The sequence below is a fragment of the Ralstonia soli genome, assembly GCF_023955655.1.
GTDB lineage: Bacteria > Pseudomonadota > Gammaproteobacteria > Burkholderiales > Burkholderiaceae > Ralstonia > Ralstonia soli.
This window is the reverse complement of the sequence record NZ_JAMXHT010000004.1, coordinates 264962-284174: the sequence shown is the minus strand read 5'-3', so window position 1 is coordinate 284174 and position 19213 is coordinate 264962. Positions and strand designations below refer to the sequence as shown.

The window sequence follows — 19213 nt, the reverse complement described above, 5'->3', positions numbered from 1 at the left end:
CCGGTACGGTTGCGGGATGGGAATGTCAGCTGCAACGGAGACATCGCGCATGACATCGAAATCGCTAACACAATCCTCCTGGCTGCTGATCCTGGCGGGCGGGGCGGTGATCGGGCTGGCGCTGGGCATTCGCCACGTACAGGGCCTGTTTCTGGTGCCGATCACCATGGACCGCGGCTGGACGCGCGAAGCCTTCGGCCTGGCCATCGCGCTGCAGAACCTGATCTGGGGTGCGATGCAGCCGTTTGCCGGCATGCTGGCAGATCGGTTTGGAGCGGCGAAGGTGATGGTCGCCGGCATCGCCGTCTATGCGTTGGGTTTGCTGCTGATGGCGCATGCCGGCACGCCGCTGGGCTTTACGTTATCGGCGGGATTGCTGGTTGGCATGGGGTTGTCGGGCACGTCATTCGGCGTGGTGTATGGCGCCATCAGCCGGCTCACAACGCCTGACCGCCGCAGTTGGGCGCTGGGCGTGGCGGGTGCGGTGGGTGGCGTCGGCCAATTCATCATGGTGCCGACGGCGCAGGGCCTACTGAGCTCTGTCGGCTGGGTGTCGGCACTGGTGGTCATGGCGCTGGTGATGGCGGTGTTTTTGCCGCTGGCGGTGCCGCTGCGAGAGCGCACGTCGGCAGCCGTGGCTCAGGAGGCGCATCAGAGCATGGGAGCGGCTATCCGCGAAGCCTTTGCGCACCGGGGTTTCTGGCTGCTGAACCTCGGTTTTCTGACCTGCGGGTTCCAGCTCGCCTTCATCGGCGCGCATATGCCGGCCTACCTGCTCGACAAGGGGCTCACGGGCCGCCACGGCATGGTCGCGCTGGCGCTGATTGCCGCCGCCAATATCGTCGGCACGTATTACTGCGGCGCGCTGGGCGGGCTGTTCCGGCGCAAGACTCTGCTGTCGTTGCTGTACCTGATCCGCACGGCGGCGATTGCGCTGTTCATCCTGCTGCCGCTGTCGGCGGTCACGCTGTATGGATTTGCCATCGTGATGGGGCTGCTGTGGCTGGGCACGGTGCCGCTTACCAACGGGCTGCTGTCGCAGGTGTTTGGGGTGCGCTATATCGGCACGCTGTTCGGGTTTGTGTTCCTCGGCCACCAGATCGGCGCGTTCCTGGGTGTGTGGCTTGGCGGCGTGGTGTACGACCACCTGCATTCGTACGACCCGATCTGGTTTGGGGCGATGGCGCTCGGTGTGGTGGCCGCGCTGCTGCACTGGCCGATTGATGACCGCCAACTGGCGCGCACGCCAGTGGCAGGAATGGCGTAAATGCGCAGCATGAGCGTGCGACTTGGCCGCTGGACGGCATGGGCCCTGGCGATAGCCGGTGCTGCATGGGTCTTCACAGCATGGCTGACTCCGGAAGGTGCGTTTTCGTTTGTGACGCTGGCGTCCTTCTGCGGGTAGGGCGGCGCGAAAGCCCGATCTGTGAAACAATACCGGGTTATTCACTAGTGGGTACTGGTACGGTTTGCGCGGGAATGACGTCGCTTTTGCGCCGTTCTCCTGTGAATGCCACCGTTCAGACATGACTTACGCCGTCAAGGAAATCTTCTACACGCTGCAAGGCGAGGGTGCCAACACTGGCCGCGCAGCCGTCTTCTGCCGCTTTGCCGGCTGCAACCTCTGGAGCGGGCGCGAAGCCGATCGCGCCACCGCCGTCTGCCAGTTCTGTGACACCGACTTCGTCGGCACGGACGGCACGCAAGGCGGCAAATACACCACCGCAGATGCCCTGGCCGACACCGTCGCTGCCGAATGGCCGGCCAGCGCCACGGGCGGCAAACCGCTCGTCATCTGCACCGGCGGCGAGCCGCTGCTGCAACTCGACAAGCCCCTGATCGACGCGCTGCATGCACGCGGCTTCGAGATCGCCATCGAGACCAACGGCACCATCGCCGTGCCCGACGGCATCGACTGGGTGTGCGTGAGCCCGAAGATGGGCTCGGAACTGGTCGTCACGCGTGGCGACGAGCTGAAGGTCGTGATCCCGCAAGACGGGCAGGACCTCGACGCATACGAACGGCTGGATTTTCAGCATTTCTTCCTGCAGGCCATGGATGGCCCGCTCGCGCGGCAGAATACTGCGGCAGCCGTCGAGCTATGCCAACGTCGGCCGCGCTGGCGCCTGTCGCTGCAAACCCATAAGATGCTGGGCATCCGCTGAGGCGGGCTGCTGCATCTTGTCCAGTCGTTCCAGCCGTTTTTGCAGCCCCGCTGCCGCAGCTTAGTCCTTAGCGCTCCATGACCAAGACCGTTTCCATCACGCGCCGGCTCGAATTCGACGCCGGCCACCGCATCCCGGGCCACGCTGGCCAGTGCCGCAACCTGCACGGCCACCGCTACCAGCTCGAACTCACGCTGACCGGCGAAGTCCTGCACAACGACAAGGCTGCCGACGACGGCATGATCCTCGACTTCGGCGACGTCAAGCAGCTCGCCAACAAGCACCTTGTCGACCTGTGGGACCACGCGTTCCTGGTCTATCGCGGCGACACGAAGCTGGTCGAGTTTCTGAACGACATGGAAGGCGGCCACAAGACCGTCGTGCTGAACGACGTGCCCACGGTCGAGAACCTCGCGCAGGTCGCGTTCGACATTCTGGAGCCGGTGTTCCGCAATACGTTCGGGCACCATCTGCGCCTGTCCAAGCTGGTGCTGTACGAAACCCCCAACTGCTGGGCCGACGTGAAGCTCGCGCGCCCGCACGAGCAGGATTGAGCGAATCGTTTCAATACGCATGACTACGCCCCACGTCCTCACGCCGCCTGCGGGCATGTCCGCCCACGAGCGCGACGGCTACTGGATGCAACAGGCGCTGGTGCAGGCAAAGTTTGCGTGGGGGCAGGGCGAGGTACCGGTGGGCGCCGTGGTGGTGCGCGGCAACGAAATCGTCGGCGTCGGCTACAACGCACCGATCGGCACGCACGACCCCTCCGCCCACGCGGAGATGCGCGCGCTGCGCCAGGCAGCTGAAAAGCTCGGCAACTACCGCCTGCCCGACTGCGAAGTCTTCGTGACGCTGGAGCCGTGCGTGATGTGCGCCGGTGCCATGCTGCATGCGCGGGTGGCACGCGTCATCTACGGCGCGCCGGACCCGAAGACGGGCGCCGCCGGCAGCATCCTCGACCTGTTTGCCGAGACGCGCCTGAACCACCAGACCGCCATCACCGGCAGCGTGCTCGCGCAGGAATGCGGCGACATGTTGCGTGCCTTCTTCGCCGAGCGCCGCGCCAGCCAGAAGGCCGCGCGGCTTGCAACGACCGAAACCGACAAGCCTACCGCATGACTACCGTCCGCCTGATTGCGCCTTCTGGTTATCCGAATGACCCAGCCATCGCCGAGCGCGGCGTGGCGTTCTTGGAAGCGCAGGGCTGCACGATCGTCAACCGGGAATGCCTGAGCCGCCAGCACCAGCGCTTTGCCGGCGGAGAGCTCGCGCGGCTGGCCGACCTGCACCAGATCGGTACCGGCAGCGGCCAGGAGATTGCGATGGCGATCCGTGGCGGCTACGGCCTCACGCGCCTGCTGGACCATCTCGATTTCATCGGGATCGGCCGCCGCGCGCAGGCTACCGACGCGATCATCGTCGGGCATAGCGATTTCACGGCGTTCTCGCTGGCGTATCTGGCGGCCACGGGCGGCGTGACGTTTGCCGGCCCGCACGTCTGTTCGGATTTCGGGCTGGAGATGGTCGACCCGTTCATGGTCGAACACTTCTGGGGCATCCTGCGCAGCCCAACGTATTCGCTGCGTGTCGACGCGCCGCAGCCACAGGAGTGCGCGCACCCTGGTCGCTATGCGGGCACGCTGTGGGGCGGCAACCTGGCCATGCTGTGCAGCCTGCTCGGCACGCCGTACCTGCCGGAAATCCGCGACGGCATTCTGTTTGTTGAGGACATCAACGAGCACCCGTATCGCGTTGAACGCATGCTTCTGCAGTTGCAGCAGGCCGGTGTGCTCGATGCTCAGCAGGCGCTGGTCCTGGGCGATTTTTCGGGCTATCGCACCACGCCGTATGACGCGGGTTACGACTTCGACACCATGCGCGCCTATCTGGCCGAGCGATTGTCGATCCCGGTCGTGACCGGCCTGCCGTTCGGCCATTGCCCGACCAAGGCGACGTTGCCGATCGGCGCACAAGCCGAGCTGGACGTCGATGCCACGGGCTTTACGCTGCACTTGTCGGGGTATCCGACGCTCAAGACGTAGTCGCGAACGTCGCCACCGGCCCATCCAGGTCACGCCCGGGTGGTAAAATCCCAGGTTCCCCAAATGGCGAACGGCCAAGTGCTTGCCGCGCCAGATCACCGCTTTTCAAATCAAGGTTTCCACGTGCTTTCCACCGCCAACATCACCATGCAGTTCGGGCCCAAGCCCTTGTTCGAGAACATCTCGGTCAAGTTTGGCGAGGGCAATCGCTATGGCCTGATCGGCGCCAATGGCTGCGGCAAGTCGACCTTCATGAAGATCCTGGGCGGCGATCTGGAGCCGAGCTCGGGCAATGTGATGCTGGAACCAGGCGTGCGCCTGGGCAAGCTGCGCCAGGACCAGTTCGCCTACGAAGACATGCGCGTGCTGGACGTGGTGATGATGGGCCACACCGAAATGTGGGCCGCCGCGCAAGAGCGCGACGCCATCTACGCCAACCCGGAAGCCACCGACGACGACTACATGAAGGCCGCCGACCTGGAGGCCAAGTACGCCGAATACGACGGCTACACGGCGGAAGCCCGCGCGGGTGAACTGCTGCTGGGCGTCGGCATCCCGACCGACCAGCACAACGGCACGATGAGCAACGTCGCCCCCGGCTGGAAGCTGCGCGTGCTGCTGGCACAGGCGCTGTTCTCCAACCCCGACGTGCTGTTGCTGGACGAACCGACCAACAACCTCGACATCAACACGATCCGCTGGCTGGAATCGGTGCTCAACGAGCGCAATTCCACCATGGTCATCATCTCCCACGATCGCCACTTCCTGAACCAGGTCTGCACGCACATGGCGGACATGGACTACGGCACGCTCAAGGTCTACCCGGGCAACTACGACGACTACATGGAAGCCTCCATGCAGGCCCGCGAACGCCTGCAGGCTGCCAATGCGCGCGCGAAGGAACGTATCTCCGACCTGCAGGACTTCGTGCGCCGCTTCTCGGCCAACAAGTCCAAGGCACGTCAGGCCACGTCGCGCCTGAAGATGATCGACAAGATCAAGGTGGAAGACATCAAGCCGTCGTCGCGCCAGAACCCGTTCATCCGCTTCGAGTTCGAGAAGAAGCTGCACAACCTGGCCGTCGAAACTGAGAACGCGCGCAAGACCTACGACCGCAAGATTTTCGACAACCTGACCATGGCCGTGCGCGCGGGTGAGCGCATCGCCATCATTGGTGAGAACGGCGCGGGCAAGACCACGCTGCTGCGCTGCCTGCTCAATGGTGCTGTCAAGACCGGCGTGCAGCGCGGCATCGAGATCGACGGTGGCACCGTCAAGTGGGCCGAGCACGCCAACGTCGGCTACATGCCGCAGGACACCTACGAAGAATTCCCCGAAGACCGCGACCTGATGGACTGGATGAGCCAGTGGACGCAGGCCGGTGATGACGACCAATCGCTGCGCGGCACGATGGGCCGCCTGCTGTTCTCGGCGGACGACATCAAGAAGAACGTCAAGGTGCTCTCCGGTGGCGAGAAGGGCCGCATGATCTGGGGCAAGCTGATGCTGGGCCGCCACAACGTGCTGGCGCTGGACGAACCGACCAACCACATGGACATGGAGTCGATCGAGTCGCTGCAGATCGCGCTCGACAAGTTCGAGGGCACGCTGATCTTCGTGTCGCATGACCGTGAGTTCGTCAGCGGCCTGGCCACGCGCATCATCGAAGTGCGCCCGAACGGCACGCTCACCGACTACCTCGGCACATACGACGAGTACCTGCAGAGCCAGGGCGTGGAAGTCTGAGCGCCACGCCTACGCAGCGCGGACTCAACAAAAAGGCGGCCTGATCAGCCGCCTTTTTTGTTGCCCGCGCGTTCGGGCTTAGCTGGTGGCTTCGTCGATGAGCAGATCGAGCTGGGCGATCACGTTGCTGGTATCGGGCTCGCCGCGTATCTTGGCGAGCGCGGTCTTGAGCGCCTCGCGCAGGGCGACGAGCTCCTGCACGTTGCCGGCTTTCTCCACCTTCATCTCGAGCAGGTAGCCGCGCAGGCCCAGATAGCGGCTGATGGTTTCGGTATAGAAGCGGTAGAGGCGCTGATAGCCTTCGGCCCTGTGTTCGTTGGAGCCCGTTGTGGTTACTGCCGTTGCCGCCGGTGGCGGTGCTGACGCGCTGGCCGGAACGCTCTTCACAGCGGCTGCGCCGGGCTCGTGCGCCCGGATGTAGCCTCCGTCTTCGAGCTCGTTGAAGACCGCCAGCGTCATGCCCAGCGGGTTGAGCTGAAGCAGGATGTCGCCGCAGGTCTTCTCGCCGTTGATCATCAGAAGCACCGCGCGGTGCCGCTGGTCGAGGTGGTTCGCGCGCGTGCGGATTTCGTCGTGTCCCTTTTCGGTCTTCTGATAGATGGTGCTGGTCATGCTCTCTCCCTCTGCCGGCGCGTCTGCAGTGCGCGCTCTCCTGCCTCTACAATAGGATGATCATAACCGCCCGGGTAGCGACGGCAATCCTAGTCACAACCCGGATAGCACAACGCGCAAATCGCGCATCCACCAGAGCGAGACGAGCAACGATGCAGCAACGCGACAAGCTTTTCATCAACGGCAAGTGGGTCACGCCGCAGGGCAAGGGCGTGATTGAAGTGATTCATTCGGCCACCGAAGCGGTGATGGGCACCATCCCGGAAGGCAGCGCCGCCGACGCGGAAGCCGCTGTGGCAGCGGCTCGCGCGGCGTTTGACGGTTGGGCAGCCACACCCGTGGCCAAGCGCGCCGAATACATTCAGAAGATCGCCGATGGCCTCAAGGCCCGCAGCGAAGAACTGGCCCAGTTGATTGCCGGTGAAGTCGGCATGCCGATCAAGCTGGCGCGCGCCATCCAGGTGGGTGGTCCGGTGTTCAACTGGGGCAACTTCGCCAAGCTGACGGCCAAGTTCGAGTTTGAAGAGCAGGTCGCCAACTCGCTGGTGGTGCGCGAGCCGGTGGGCGTGGTGGGCGCCATCACGCCGTGGAACTACCCGCTCAACCAGATCACGCTGAAGGTTGCGCCCGCGTTGGCTGCCGGTTGCACGGTGGTGCTCAAGCCGTCGGAAGTGGCGCCGCTCAACGCTTTCGTGCTGGCGGAAGTCATTGAAGAAGCCGGCCTGCCGCCGGGCGTGTTCAACCTCGTCACCGGCTACGGCCCGGTGGTGGGCGAGGTGCTGGCGAGCCATCCCGAGGTCGATATGGTGTCGTTCACGGGCTCGACGCGCGCGGGCAAGCGCGTGGCCGAACTGGCTTCGCAGACCGTCAAACGCGTGGCGCTGGAGCTGGGCGGCAAGTCGGCATCGGTAATCCTGGATGACGCCGATCTGTCGGCGGCGGTCAAGGGCACGCTGTCGGCGTGTTTCCTCAACTCGGGGCAGACCTGCTCGGCGCACACCCGCATGCTGGTGCCGCGCGCCAAGTACGAAGAGGTGAAGGCACTCGCCGCGCAATTCGCAGCAGCCTACGTGCCGGGCGATCCTGCACAGGAAACCACACGCCTCGGTCCGCTGATCTCTGCCGTGCAGCGTGACCGCGTGCTCGGCTATATCCGCCGTGGCCTGGAAGAGGGCGCGGAGCTCATCACCGGTGGTGCTGACACGCCGGAAGGCCTGTCCACCGGCTTCTTCGTCAAGCCGACGGTGCTTGGCAACGTCAAGACCTCCGACACGGTGGCGCGCGAAGAAATCTTCGGCCCCGTGCTCACCGTCATCTGCTACGACGACGAGGACGAAGCCGTGCGCATCGCCAACGACAGCATCTACGGCCTGGGCGGCGGCGTGTGGTCAGGCGACGAGGCGCGGGCGATCCGCGTGGCGCGGCGCATCCGCACCGGGCAGGTCGACATCAACGGCGGGCCGTTCAACATGCAGGCGCCGTTCGGCGGCTACAAGCAGTCGGGCAACGGCCGCGAGAACGGCAAGTACGGGCTGGAGGAGTTCCTGGAGTACAAGGCGCTGCAGCTCAAACCGGCGCAGACGGCCTGATCGATCGGTCGCCCAAACAAAAACCCGGCTTCGGCCGGGTTTTTTTTCTTACTTGCGACTGCCGTCGGGATTGTAGCCCTGTGCGGTGCCCTCGGCCAGGATGCGCGTCCAGACCGCGTTGCGTTCTTCGTCGGACATGAAGACCCAATTGCTGACTTCGAGCTGCGTGCGCCCGCAGCCCTGGCAGACCTCGTCGAACAGGGTCGAGCAGATGCCGATGCACGGGCTGTCGGGGCGGCCAAGCAAGGTGCTGCCGGAAGCACTGGCGTCGTCGGGCTGAGGGCGGAAAGCGGTCGATTCGGTCATGGCCGCTATTTTACCGGTATCGGCATGGTGCCCACCCGAGGCTCAGGTGCCGGTGCGCTGGCTGACATGATCGGCCGATGCGGACAACGCCAGCGCCGAATTCACCAGGGCGATATGCGAAAACGCCTGCGGGAAGTTGCCGACCAGCCGGTGCACGCGCGGGTCGTATTCTTCGGCCAGCAGTCCCACGTCGTTGCGCAGCGCCAGCAGCTTGGTGAAGAGCGCGCGCGCCTCGTCATGTCGGCCCTGCATGACGAGGTTGTCGACATACCAGAAGCTGCAGGCCAGGAACACGCCTTCGCCTTCGGGCAGACCATCGGTCACGGCCTCGGTGCGGTAGCGGCGCACGAGCCCATCGACGAGCAGGTCTTCCTCGATGGCCTTGACGGTGCCTTGGATGCGCGAGTCGGAGGCAGGTAGAAAGCCGACCAGCGGCAGCATGAGCAGCGCGGCGTCCAATTCCGTGCTGCCGTAGCTTTGCACGAAGCAGCCGCGCTTTGCATTGACACCGTGGGCGCAGACCTCGGCATGGATGCGGTCGCGCACGGCACGCCAGCGCTCGGCCGGGCCGTCTACGTTGAACTGTTCGATGGTCTTGACGGCGCGATCGAAAGCGACCCACGCCATGACCTTGGAGTGCGTGAAATGCCGAGACGGGCCGCGTACCTCCCAGATGCCTTCGTCGGGCGTCTGCCAGATGCTCTCCAGATGCGTCATCAGCGCGACCTGCAGGCGCCACGAGGCCTCGTCACCATCGAGACCGCCCTTGCGAGCGATGTAGAGGGCGTCCATCAATTCGCCGTACACGTCGAGCTGGAGCTGCAATGCCGCCGCGTTGCCCACGCGTACGGGTTGCGCGCCTTCATAGCCGGGCAGCCAGGGGACGGTCCACTCGCCCAGGCGGCGCTCGCCGGCAATGCCGTACATGATCTGCACCTGCGCCGGGCTGCCGGCGATGGCGCGCTCCAGCCATTCGCGCCAGGTGCGGGCCTCGTTGTAGTAGCCCGCATTCATGAGCGCGAGCAGCGTGAGGGTGGCATCGCGCAGCCAGCAGTAGCGGTAGTCCCAGTTGCGCACGCCGCCGAGCTGTTCGGGCAGCGATGTCGTGGGCGCGGCCACCACGCCGCCGGTGCGGTGGTATGTCAGCGCCTTGAGCGTGATGAGCGAGCGATCGACGGCTTCCGTCCATTCACCCGCGCCCTTGCAGCGGTCAGACCATGCCCGCCAGCGTGTTTCCACGTCGACCTGTGCCTCCAACGCATCGAGCGAATCCGGCAATGGCAGGTGCGACGGCGAATGCGTCAGCACAAAGGGCATCGCTTCGCCTTCTCCGATGGTGAAGTCCGCCACGGTGGAGAGATTCTCGCCGCGGATCGGTGCCGGCGTGCGCAGCGTCACCATGTCGGGCCCGGCGATGGCGCGCAGCACGCACTCGGGCATGTCGCAGGGGCCCTCGGCAGCCGCCCCCGTGGCCTCCGATACGCGACTCACCCACGGCACGGAGGCGCCATAGTCAAAGCGCAGTGTCAGGTCCATCCTCACCGGTACCGTGCCGGAGACCCCGCGCACAATGCGGATGAGGTGGGAGGTGTCGTCGCGTTCCACGGCTGAGCCGGCCGTGCGCACGGCCATCAGGTCGGTCACGCTGATACTGCCGGCGTCGGTCTCGAACACGGTTTCGAGCACGAGCGTGCCGGGCAGGTAGCGGCGATGCACGGCACGCACGTCGCCTTGCGCAGCGATGCGCCACCGGCCGTGGTCGGGTGTGCCGAGCAGGGCGGCAAAGCATGCGCCCGAATCGAACCGGGGCCAGCAGAGCCAGTCGATCGATCCATCGCGCGAGACCAGCGCCGCGGTTTCGCAATCGCCAATCAGCGCGTAATCTTCGATTTTTGAGGGCATTGCGCTCCACTCCGCTCCAAAGCAAGCCAATCGACGAGGCCGTGACCCATGCACGACAGCACCCGCATCCTGCTTGAATACAACGCCGGGCGTGATCCGGAAAGACTCACCCGAAAGCTGGATGCCATCGCCGCCGACCCGTTTTCATTCTTTCGCGGCACCAACAACCTGTATGCAGCGTCGCTGGCCGATGCGCCGCTGCTGCACGAAGCACCGCGCACGCTGGTCTGTGGCGATCTGCACCTCGAGAACTTCGGCAGCTTCAAGGGCGACAACGGCCTCGTCTACTTCGACATGAACGACTTTGACGAGGCCCTGGCTGCGCCGTTTACTGTCGACCTCGTGCGCGTGCTGTCGAGCCTCCAGGTGGCCGCCCACAGTTGGAAGCTGGCCGACGAGGACGCCCACAACCTGTGTCGCCGCTTTCTCGACACCTACGCTGCCGCACTGGTCGACGGCAAGGCGCGCTGGGTCGAGCGCGCCACCGCCACGGGTATCGTGCGCGACCTGCTGCGCGCGCTGCGCAAACGCAACCGCGCCGCCTACCTGGCCCAGCGCACCGAGCGCGATGGCAACCGGATCACCCTGCGCATCGATGGCCGCCGCACCTTGCGTGCCAGCAAGGATGAGGCCCGCCGCGCACGGCGCATCCTGCAAGCGTATGGCGAGCAAGGCGGTGGCCGTGGCCAGCGCTTCATCGCCATCGATGTGGCGCGGCGCATTGCCGGCACCGGCAGCTTGGGCCTGGAACGCTATACCGTGCTGGCACGCCCCGAAAACGACCCGACGACATTGCGCCTGATCGACATCAAGCTTGCCGTTCCGACTGTCTGGGCCGGTGTGCTGGGCAGCGCGTGCAGCGTGGCGCCCTGGCATAGCGAGGCTGGGCGCGTGGTCGACATCCAGCGCCTTTCGCAGGCCATCTCGCCGGCGCTGCTGCGGGGTGTGGTGTACGGGGCCAAGGGTGAAAAGCCCAAGTCGTACGTCGTCAAAAGCCTGCAGCCGACGGCCGACCGCGTCTCCCTCGGCTCGGGCAAGAACGTGGTGGCCGACCTGGACGATGCTCTGCAGACCATGGCGCGCGTGGCCGCCTGGTGCCACCTGCGCGGCTGCGGCCGGCATGGCACCGACCTGGTCGAGGCGGTGCAGGACTACGCCGCCGGCACGGCATGGCGCAAGTCGGCGCTGAAGCTGGCAACGCACGGGCGCAACGTCTCGCTCCAGCAATGGGCCGAATTTGGCGAGGATTACCGCCAGGCGCGGGGGACGAAGGCGCGCTGATCGTCGAGCGGTGGGCCGGTAAGTGGCACCGCAAGCACGCGCCCCTTAAGTTCTCCCCAGGAGGGGCCGTTACTCACGGAGTAGCCGGCCGCCCGGCGCGATGGTCGCGCCTGCGTGAAGAGCCGTGCACGACACTCTCGCTGCGCCCATGTCCGCTCGCCTGACCATCCGCACCCGCCTGGTGCTCTCGGTTTCCATCCTGTTCCTGCTGGCCCTGCTGATTGGCGTGGCCGGCCTACTTGGCCTGCGTGGCGCCAACCGCGCGCACGAAGAAACCTTCACCAACCAGTTCCCGTCAGCGCTGGCGCTGGGCGAATCCGACCTGAGCCTCACGCGTGCCCGCACTGCGCTCGACAAGGCGATGCTCTATCCGGAAGACAAGGGCGCGATGCAGTTGCTCGACCGCACGGAAGAGCTGATCGCCCGTTCCGACGAGGCCTGGAAAAAATACCTGTCGCTGCCGCGCACCGAGGAGGAAGAGCGCCTCTCCAAGGAGGTGGCCGCCAAGCGCGAAGCCGCCACCGGCAGCCTGCGCGACATCATCAAGGCGCTGCGCGCGGGGGATCGCGCCGCCGCCGACCGCATCATGGAAAAGACGGTCTCCAAGGCGTTCCGCGATTCGAACGACACGAGCCTAGCATTGAGCAAGAAGCAACTTAGTTTCTCCAAGGCCAACTACGACGATTCGCAAGAAGCCTATGCGCGCTTTCGCGTGATCGTGACGGCCGCCATCCTCGTGGCGCTGGTGGTGGCGCTGTGGTGCGCGTGGTCGCTGCTGCGGTCGATTGTCGGGCCGCTGAACGCCGCGCTGGCCCAGTTCGACCGCATCGCCGCTGGTGATCTGACCAAGCCCGTGCGTGTGGACCGCCAGGACGAAATGGGCCGTCTGCTCGAAGGTCTTGCCCGCATGCAGACTGCGCTGACCGATACCGTGCGCCGCGTGCGCACCGGCTCCGAATCCATCGGTGCCGCCACCAAGCAGATCGCGGCGGGCAATGCCGACCTTTCGCAACGCACGGAAGAACAGGCCAGCTCGCTGGAAGAAACGGCGTCGAGCATGGAAGAGATGACCTCCATCGTGCGCCAGAATGCCGACAACGCCCGCCAGGCCAGCCAACTGGCCGACAGCGCATCCGACGTCGCAGCCCAGGGCGGCGCCGTGGTGACCGACGTAGTGGCGACCATGCGCGAGATCAGCGCGTCCTCGCGCACGGTGTCGGAAATCATCGGCGTGATCGACGGCATTGCGTTCCAGACCAACATCCTCGCCCTCAATGCGGCCGTGGAAGCGGCGCGTGCCGGCGAGCAGGGCCGTGGCTTTGCCGTCGTTGCCGGCGAGGTGCGCAACCTCGCGCAGCGCAGCGCGGCCGCCGCCAAGGAAATCAAGGAGATGATCGAGGCGTCGCTCTCCAAGGTCGAGGCCGGCAGCGCGCTGGCCGAGCGCGCAGGCAGCACGATGGAAGACATCGTGTCGTCCATTCGCCGTGTAACCGACATCATGGGCGAGATTGCCGCCGCATCGAACGAACAAAGCTCGGGCATCGAGCAGGTCAACAAGGCCGTCACCCTGATGGACGAAGCCACGCAGCAGAACGCCGCCCTGGTGGAGCAGGCCGCGGCGGCCGCCGAATCGCTGGAAGAGCAGGCACAGGCGCTCAACGCGGCGATTGCGGCCTTCCGCCTCACCTGATACCGCGCCACCATCGATACGATGTGTCGCGTTGATGGGCAGGTGTGGCAATGACTTGCCTTGAACGCCGTTTCGGTTGATATAACCGGCTGGCTTATTCAAGGATCAAGGAATCACACCATGCCGTTCATCATTGCCGCGTTTGCGCTGGTTGGCCTGCTCGTCTATGGCGCAGTCCGGTTGTATGCGATGGTCGCGTCGGCTTACGGCGCCGTGGCGGGCAGTGCTGCCGTGCTGGTGGCTGCGGCGCTGCTAACGGCAATTGTCGTCACCCTGGTTCAGCGTTACCGCGCCGTTCATGGCGTCAACGTGAAGGGGCAGCGGATCGTGTCGGTCAGCGGGGCGTGGGGCCGGGTTGCCGTCGATGCCGAGCAAAAGCGTGGGACGCTGCAGCTGCATGGCCAAGATATCCGCTTTCTCTTTGCCGACATTGCCGGCGCCGAAGCCGCGGAACGTGATGGCACCTGGACGCTGGTGCTGCGCCTGAAGCATCAGGCGCAGGCAGAGTGGCCGATCCCGATGCGCAATCGCCAGGAGGCGAAGCGCTGGGCGAAGATCTTCGCCCTGGCGGCCACGCAGGAGCTTTGATCCTAAGCGCCGCTAACAAAACTGTCCTGGCTAGGCGTGCCGACGCAGACAGTACTGAAGTACGGCAAGGAGGCGCAACGACGCCAGGCCGGTATTGTTGGCGGCTCCTATTCCGTTGTGCTCGGGTTCCAGAACGCCTGAGCAATATGCGGCTGCGCCTGCAACGAGGCGACGATCCGGTCCAGCTCGGCCGCGTTCACCGCAGTCGACATCAGCATGGCCTCGATTTCCACGTGGTCTTCGCCAAACGGCTCGACCGACAGATCGCTGATCGGGTAGCTGGCCTCTTCCAGCATGCGTTCCAGATCAGCCAAGGCTTCTTTCTGGCGCGTGCTCGTGGAGATCACGCACATCGTGTAGGTGACTTCGCTGGCCTGGTTGTCCAGCGGCGTGCGGTTGATGCGGTCCACCACGGGTCGCAGGAGGATGTTCGAGGCCAGTACGAACAGCGTGATCAGGATGGCCTGCCCGACCAGGTCAGACCCCGCCGCTGCCCCCACGGCCGCCGAACCCCACAGCGTGGCGGCGGTGTTCAGCCCGCGCACGTTCAGCCCTTCCTTCATGATCGTGCCGGCCCCGAGGAAGCCGACACCGGAGACCACGTAGGCGATCACGCGAGTCGTGTCCGATGCGGTGCCGATCTGCGCGGCCATGTCGACGAAGGCGGAGGCGGCCACCGCCACCAGCGCGTTGGTGCGCAGGCCGGCGGTACGCTGCCTGATCTGCCGTTCAAAACCGATCAACGACCCGAGCGCAAAGGCCGAGGCAAGGCTGATGAACGAATCCACCAGCGTGGCGACATTGAGGTGGACGAGGGCTTGCAGCGTCATCGGCGGCTCCTTGTTGTGACCGGAGTCTTGCTCAGGTGCGAAATGAGGCGCCGACGGTTATAGCACGGCGCCATGACACGCCGTGCTGGCCGGAGAGGGCAGACGGCTACTTATAGTCCCACTGCATCTGCTCGGGAATCGGCACGGCGTCCGACGTCTCGAGGCAGCGGTCGAGGTAGGCGAGAAGCGAGCGCGGCTGGAAGCCGGTTTCCTGCACCAGCCGCGTGTTGTCGAACACGTAGCTCATGCTCGCGAACTTGGCGTACAGGTGGATGCAGCGCGCGACCAGTCGCACGTTACCGTCGCCCGTCATGCTCAGGAATTTGCGGGCCAGGGCTTTCTCGGCGATTTTTTCCTGGTACACGTAGCCGGCCAGCGCCTGGGCGTCTTCTTCGGGCGTCTGGCAGCGCTTGAAGCGGGGGTACAGCGTTTCGATGCGCTCGGAGTTCGCGTCCCCTGCGCTGACGTGATACAGGTCGTACGCCAGCGTGGGCTTGGTCGACAGCTGCACGATGGCCTCGGCGCAGTCGTCCACCGGCAGGATGTCGACCCGGTCGGACAAGCGGCAGCTGAAGGTTTCCAGCATTGCCACCATGCGCAGCATCCAGAAGATGCTGCCCGAGGGCTCGCAGCCGAGCGTGCTGTGGCCAACGACGATAGAGGGCCGCACCACCACCAGCGGCAGCTCGGGCACAGCCTCGCGCAGCTTCCGCTCGGCCATCCCCTTGGAATACGTGTACGGCACCGCGTGCTGCCCGATGGGCGGCACATCCCAGCTTTCGCTGACGTGGCGGTCCGCCAGCTGGCCGCACGACATGGCCGTGCCGATCTGCACGAAGCGCTTGAGCCGCTGGCCCTGCGCCGCGAGCTCGCCCAGCGCCAGCACGCCATCCACGTTGGTTTCCCACAGCGACGGATGGTTCGAGAACGTTGCCAGGGCCGCGCAGTTGATGATGAGTTCCGGATCGCCCAGTTTGGCGGCACCACCCTCGCGCAGGTCGAACGGCACGATCTGCGATTCCGTGATGCCATCCAGCGTGGCTTGTGCAAACTTGAAGCGGCGCAGATTGCTGCGCAGCCGCGCCAGCCCTTCAGCAGGCGTGCTGCCGCGCACGGCAAAGCGCGTGTCGGCCAGCAAACCCTTGGTTGCCAGATTGGCGGCAATGGCGCCGCCCACGAAGCCGGTGGCGCCGGTCAACAAAATACTCATGCGAAAAAACTCGAATTCCTTGGATGGCAACGCGGGCGACCGACCCGCTTGCAAACAACACTACCGCTGCCGCACCGGCTAGGCACGCGCGGGCCGCCCTCGCGGGCGAGGGCAGGCGGTGGCATCTGATGATGCGCGCACGCGAGGCAAGCTCGCAAAACGCATAGTTCGCGTGATACCCGCGGCCGAAAACCCGCGCAGAATCAGCGATTTATAAGAATGTAACCTTTCGGCCGCCTTTCATCATCCCATTCGACCAGAGGGTTGACTCAAGCCTGAGGAACTGCGCAGCTCGACGTGGCATTCGCGGCAATTTCACGGGCGGCCTTGGCGCCTTCCACCTGCAGGATCGTCGGCAGGGAGACGCCGTTCTTGGCGGCCGTCACTTCGGCCAGGATCGAGATGGCGATTTCGGGCGGAGTGCGGCTGCCAATATAGATGCCCACCGGCCCGTGCAGGCGCGCCAGTTCGGCATCGCTCAGGTCGAATTCCTTCAGGCGTTCGCGGCGGTTGGCGTTGTTGCGGCGGCTGCCGAGCGCACCCACGTAAAAGGCGCGCGTCTTGAGCGCCTCCATCAGCGCGAGGTCATCGAGCTTCGGGTCGTGCGTGAGGGCAATCACGGCACAGCGCTCGTCCAGCTTCATGGCCGTGACCGTATCGTCGGGCATGGTGCGGACCATGGTGACGCCGGCGATATCCCACTCTTCGCTGTACTCTTCGCGCGGGTCGCAGACGGTGACGTGGTAATCCAGGCCGACGGCGATCTGGCACAGGTAGCGCGAGAGCTGTCCCGCGCCGATCACGAGCATCCGATAGCGCGGCCCGTGGATGGTTACCAGGCGCGCCTCGTCAAACTGCAGCCCATCGGTGGCGGTGGCGTGCTGCAACGTGGTCGCTCCGGTTGCCATGTCGAGCGTGCGGGCGACAAGCTGCCCCGCCTCCACGGCGTGCAGCAGGGCATCGATGCCGCTGGCGGCGCTCAGCGGTTCCAGCACCAGTTGCAGGGTACCGCCACAGGGCAGGCCGAAGCGGTGGGCCTCTTCGGCGCTGATGCCGTATTTGACGGCCTCTGGCTTGGTGTGGTGCAGGCCCTCGCGGCGCACGCGGTCGATGAGGTCGTCTTCAATGCAGCCGCCCGAGACCGAACCGATGACGACGCCATCGTCACGCAGCGCGAGCATCGCGCCTTCGGGCCGAGGGGACGAGCCCCACGTCTTGACCACCGTGACGAGCAGCACACGCCGCCCCTGTTCGAGCCAGCGCGCGCTGGTTTTCAAGACTTCAAGATCGACGCTGTCCATGATGCGTTTGCTGCGCTTTCGCGCGCTGTAGGTGTCTGTTGCGGGGGATGTTCAATTATGCCCCGTGGTGCAAAAAGAGGTAGGCGGCTACCACCGCCACCAGCGCCACGATGATCCACGGCCAGGGATTGCGCGGCTGCAGGACCGGACTGATGTTGGGTGGGCGCCCCTGTTGTGCGCCATGGGCCTGCCCATCGCCGGCGGCCAGGTCTGGGATCGCCTGTTCTGCGCGCATGCCGTCGACGGGCGATGCGGCATCTGCGGCTGCCTCTGCGGAGCCAAATTCTGCCGCAAAACGCTGGAAAAACTCGTCCGCCAGTTTGCGCGCCGCACCATCGATCAGCCGTGAACCGATCTGCGCAAGCTTGCCACCCACTTGTGCCGTGGCGGTGTAGGACAGCCGCGTGACGGTCGGTCCCTCGGGTGCAAGCTCGACTTGCGCGCTGCCCTTGCCGAAGCCCGCGGCACCGCCCTGGCCGTCGAAATGCAGCGTGTAGCTGCGTGGTGGCATCACATCGACCACCTCCATGCGCCCCTTGAACCGTGCCTTGACGGGGCCGACGGCGGCCAGCATGGCGATGTCGTAGACCGGTGGGTTGCCATCGCCCGTGGCGGTCAGGCTTTCGCAACCGGGAATGCAGCGCTGCAGCACAGCAGGGTCGTTCAGTGCATCCCAGGCGGTCTGGAGGGGCACAGGCAGGAGATGGGTCTGGGTCAGTTCCATGGTGCGGTTGGGCGTGCAGGGGTGGGGGTACGTGTGCGGCGAGCATGCGCCAATTCCTGCTCCAGCGCAGCCAGGCTGTCAAAGTGGTGAGCAGGCACCATCGCATCGACGTGCGGCAGGATGGCTCGCACGCCACGTGCCCGAGGTTCAAAGCCAGCAAAGCGAAGCAGTGGGTTGAGCCAGACGATGCGATGCGCGAACCGCGCCAGCCGGGCCATTTCTGCGTCGAGCATGTCGATGTGTTCGTGATCGAGCCCGTCGGTCACGAGCAGCACGGTGGCGCGGCCGGAGAGCGTACGACGCGCCCAGCGGCGGTTGAATTCCGCCAGCGCCGCGCCGATGCGGGTACCGCCCGACCAGTCGGGCACAAGCTGCGCGATGGCTTGCACGGCGATGTCCGGATCGCGCTCCCGCAGTTGCCGCGAGACGTTCGTCAGCCGCGTGCCGAACAGGAAGGCCTGGATGCGCTCGCGCGATTGCACCAGCGCGTGGCAGTAATAGAGCACCGCGCGCGAGTAGCGGCTCATCGATCCGGAGATGTCGAGCAGCAGCACAAGCGGCGGCGTGCGGTCGACGGGTTGGCGGTATTTCCAGCCGGTCCACTCGCCGCCGGCGCGCACGGCTTGGGCGGCGGTGGCGCGCAGGTCCGGATGCCGCCCGCGCGAGGCCGCTTTCAACCGGCGCGTGCGCTCCTGCGCCAGATGCACGCGCCGCCGGCGGATCATGTGTTGCAGCGTGCGCCATTCCTCCGCGTTGAGCGTGTCGAAATCGCGCGTGCGCAGGGCCTCGTTGGCCGAGAACGCCAACGGCGCAACGATGTCATGGCGCTCGCCATCGGGCTTGGGGCCCGGCGGCAGGTTGGCAGGCGGCTGCGCACGCAGCGCATCGGCCAGGCGGTTGCTGCCAGGGCGACGATCAGGCGGAATGCCACCACGCACCTTGGGCAGCAGCAGGGCGCGCAGCTTGCCGTCCCAGTCCGGATCGCGCCAGAACACGTTGAATGCGGCATCGAACAGCGTGCGCTCATCCGGGTGGGAGACGAGCAGGGCGGCCAGCGCGGCCTTCACGTCGTCGCGGCGGCTGATGTCGACATAGGCCATGGCCTCGATGGCATCCACCGCGCGCGAGGGCGCCAGCGGCATCCCGGCGTTGCGTAGCAGGCGCACGAAGTGCGTCACGTTGCGGGCGAGGGTTGGTAACTGCGTCGGCAGGGTCGCTTCCACG

The 19213-nt window shown here is 65.6% G+C and carries 18 protein-coding genes; 10 read left to right on the top strand and 8 right to left on the bottom strand.

Annotated elements, in window-relative coordinates; all coding sequences use genetic code 11:
* The first annotated feature begins 49 nt into the window (after positions 1 to 49).
* The 6 genes from NG900_RS11555 (at position 50) to NG900_RS11530 (ending at position 5956) form a co-directional block, all read left to right on the top strand.
* Positions 50 to 1267, top strand: a complete 1218-nt coding sequence (locus tag NG900_RS11555; protein WP_252680282.1) for an MFS transporter — start codon at positions 50 to 52, stop codon at positions 1265 to 1267.
* A gap of 259 nt (positions 1268 to 1526) precedes the next feature.
* Positions 1527 to 2165: a 7-carboxy-7-deazaguanine synthase gene (gene queE / locus NG900_RS11550; protein ID WP_063391056.1), complete on the top strand. Its 639-nt coding sequence runs from the start codon at positions 1527 to 1529 to the stop codon at positions 2163 to 2165.
* Positions 2166 to 2242: 77 nt separating this feature from the next.
* Positions 2243 to 2719, top strand: coding sequence for a 6-carboxytetrahydropterin synthase QueD (gene queD, locus NG900_RS11545; RefSeq protein ID WP_009238193.1), 477 nt, complete (start codon positions 2243 to 2245; stop codon positions 2717 to 2719).
* A 19-nt stretch (positions 2720 to 2738) separates the two neighbouring features.
* Positions 2739 to 3287, top strand: coding sequence for a tRNA adenosine(34) deaminase TadA (tadA, locus tag NG900_RS11540; RefSeq protein ID WP_252680280.1), 549 nt, complete (start codon positions 2739 to 2741; stop codon positions 3285 to 3287).
* Entirely contained in the window at positions 3284 to 4210 is a 927-nt protein-coding gene (gene ldcA, locus NG900_RS11535) for a muramoyltetrapeptide carboxypeptidase (protein WP_252680278.1), read from the top strand. The genes tadA and ldcA overlap by 4 nt, the downstream gene beginning before the upstream one ends.
* Before the next feature lie 123 nt (positions 4211 to 4333).
* Positions 4334 to 5956, top strand: coding sequence for an ABC-F family ATPase (locus NG900_RS11530; protein WP_252680277.1), 1623 nt, complete (start codon positions 4334 to 4336; stop codon positions 5954 to 5956).
* Between the two features lie 78 nt (positions 5957 to 6034).
* Here NG900_RS11530 and NG900_RS11525 read toward each other — a convergent pair whose 3' ends face one another.
* Entirely contained in the window at positions 6035 to 6568 is a 534-nt protein-coding gene (locus NG900_RS11525; protein ID WP_252680276.1) for a hypothetical protein, read from the bottom strand.
* Positions 6569 to 6720: 152 nt separating this feature from the next.
* Here NG900_RS11525 and NG900_RS11520 point away from each other — a divergent pair, with 152 nt between their 5' ends.
* The gene (locus NG900_RS11520; RefSeq protein WP_252680274.1) at positions 6721 to 8157 is read left to right on the top strand and encodes an aldehyde dehydrogenase family protein; all 1437 of its coding nucleotides are present in this window, start codon (positions 6721 to 6723) and stop codon (positions 8155 to 8157) included.
* 48 nt (positions 8158 to 8205) lie between these two features.
* Here NG900_RS11520 and NG900_RS11515 read toward each other — a convergent pair whose 3' ends face one another.
* Together NG900_RS11515 and NG900_RS11510 are read right to left on the bottom strand one after the other, a co-directional pair.
* The gene (locus NG900_RS11515) at positions 8206 to 8463 is read right to left on the bottom strand and encodes a DUF1289 domain-containing protein (protein ID WP_252680271.1); all 258 of its coding nucleotides are present in this window, start codon (positions 8461 to 8463) and stop codon (positions 8206 to 8208) included.
* 42 nt (positions 8464 to 8505) lie between these two features.
* A complete protein-coding gene (locus NG900_RS11510; protein WP_252680269.1) occupies positions 8506 to 10365 on the bottom strand; it encodes a glycoside hydrolase family 15 protein in 1860 nt (619 codons plus the stop codon).
* Between the two features lie 48 nt (positions 10366 to 10413).
* On the opposite strand from NG900_RS11510, the gene NG900_RS11505 reads away from it, so the two are divergent.
* The 3 genes from NG900_RS11505 (at position 10414) to NG900_RS11495 (ending at position 13924) form a co-directional block, all read left to right on the top strand.
* Complete coding sequence (locus NG900_RS11505; RefSeq protein ID WP_252680267.1) at positions 10414 to 11646, top strand: DUF2252 domain-containing protein; 1233 nt, start codon at positions 10414 to 10416, stop codon at positions 11644 to 11646.
* A gap of 148 nt (positions 11647 to 11794) precedes the next feature.
* On the top strand, positions 11795 to 13336 hold the full coding sequence (locus NG900_RS11500) for a methyl-accepting chemotaxis protein (protein ID WP_252680265.1): 1542 nt from the start codon (positions 11795 to 11797) through the stop codon (positions 13334 to 13336).
* 60 nt (positions 13337 to 13396) lie between these two features.
* A complete protein-coding gene (locus NG900_RS11495; protein ID WP_252680263.1) occupies positions 13397 to 13924 on the top strand; it encodes a hypothetical protein in 528 nt (175 codons plus the stop codon).
* Between the two features lie 107 nt (positions 13925 to 14031).
* On the opposite strand, the gene NG900_RS11490 is transcribed toward NG900_RS11495, so the two are convergent.
* The 5 genes from NG900_RS11490 to NG900_RS11470 form a co-directional block, all read right to left on the bottom strand.
* Positions 14032 to 14754 carry an MgtC/SapB family protein gene (locus tag NG900_RS11490; protein WP_252680261.1) on the bottom strand — a complete coding sequence of 241 codons (723 nt, stop codon included), beginning with the start codon at positions 14752 to 14754 and terminating at the stop codon, positions 14032 to 14034.
* A 106-nt stretch (positions 14755 to 14860) separates the two neighbouring features.
* Positions 14861 to 15964: an SDR family oxidoreductase gene (locus NG900_RS11485; protein WP_252680259.1), complete on the bottom strand. Its 1104-nt coding sequence runs from the start codon at positions 15962 to 15964 to the stop codon at positions 14861 to 14863.
* Between the two features lie 269 nt (positions 15965 to 16233).
* Positions 16234 to 17265 (bottom strand): XdhC family protein, encoded by a 1032-nt coding sequence (locus NG900_RS11480; RefSeq protein ID WP_252680257.1) that lies wholly within the window; start codon positions 17263 to 17265, stop codon positions 16234 to 16236.
* 55 nt (positions 17266 to 17320) lie between these two features.
* Positions 17321 to 17989: an SRPBCC family protein gene (locus NG900_RS11475; protein ID WP_252680255.1), complete on the bottom strand. Its 669-nt coding sequence runs from the start codon at positions 17987 to 17989 to the stop codon at positions 17321 to 17323.
* Entirely contained in the window at positions 17980 to 19212 is a 1233-nt protein-coding gene (locus tag NG900_RS11470; protein ID WP_252680253.1) for a vWA domain-containing protein, read from the bottom strand. Before NG900_RS11470 ends, NG900_RS11475 begins: the two co-directional genes overlap by 10 nt.
* Between the last annotated feature and the right edge of the window lies 1 nt (position 19213).

Bases quoted from the DNA above. Each gene is read 5' to 3' on its own strand.
- NG900_RS11485 (WP_252680259.1), bottom strand. From the start codon at position 15,964: ATGAGTATTTTGTTGACCGGCGCCACCGGCTTCGTGGGCGGCGCCATT.
- NG900_RS11475 (WP_252680255.1), bottom strand. From the start codon at position 17,989: ATGGAACTGACCCAGACCCATCTCCTGCCTGTGCCCCTCCAGACCGCC.
- NG900_RS11480 (WP_252680257.1), bottom strand. From the start codon at position 17,265: ATGGACAGCGTCGATCTTGAAGTCTTGAAAACCAGCGCGCGCTGGCTC.
- queD (WP_009238193.1), top strand. From the start codon at position 2,243: ATGACCAAGACCGTTTCCATCACGCGCCGGCTCGAATTCGACGCCGGC.
- NG900_RS11555 (WP_252680282.1), top strand. From the start codon at position 50: ATGACATCGAAATCGCTAACACAATCCTCCTGGCTGCTGATCCTGGCG.
- NG900_RS11490 (WP_252680261.1), bottom strand. From the start codon at position 14,754: ATGACGCTGCAAGCCCTCGTCCACCTCAATGTCGCCACGCTGGTGGAT.
- NG900_RS11500 (WP_252680265.1), top strand. From the start codon at position 11,795: ATGTCCGCTCGCCTGACCATCCGCACCCGCCTGGTGCTCTCGGTTTCC.
- NG900_RS11510 (WP_252680269.1), bottom strand. From the start codon at position 10,365: ATGCCCTCAAAAATCGAAGATTACGCGCTGATTGGCGATTGCGAAACC.
- tadA (WP_252680280.1), top strand. From the start codon at position 2,739: ATGACTACGCCCCACGTCCTCACGCCGCCTGCGGGCATGTCCGCCCAC.
- NG900_RS11515 (WP_252680271.1), bottom strand. From the start codon at position 8,463: ATGACCGAATCGACCGCTTTCCGCCCTCAGCCCGACGACGCCAGTGCT.
- NG900_RS11520 (WP_252680274.1), top strand. From the start codon at position 6,721: ATGCAGCAACGCGACAAGCTTTTCATCAACGGCAAGTGGGTCACGCCG.
- queE (WP_063391056.1), top strand. From the start codon at position 1,527: ATGACTTACGCCGTCAAGGAAATCTTCTACACGCTGCAAGGCGAGGGT.
- NG900_RS11525 (WP_252680276.1), bottom strand. From the start codon at position 6,568: ATGACCAGCACCATCTATCAGAAGACCGAAAAGGGACACGACGAAATC.
- NG900_RS11505 (WP_252680267.1), top strand. From the start codon at position 10,414: ATGCACGACAGCACCCGCATCCTGCTTGAATACAACGCCGGGCGTGAT.
- ldcA (WP_252680278.1), top strand. From the start codon at position 3,284: ATGACTACCGTCCGCCTGATTGCGCCTTCTGGTTATCCGAATGACCCA.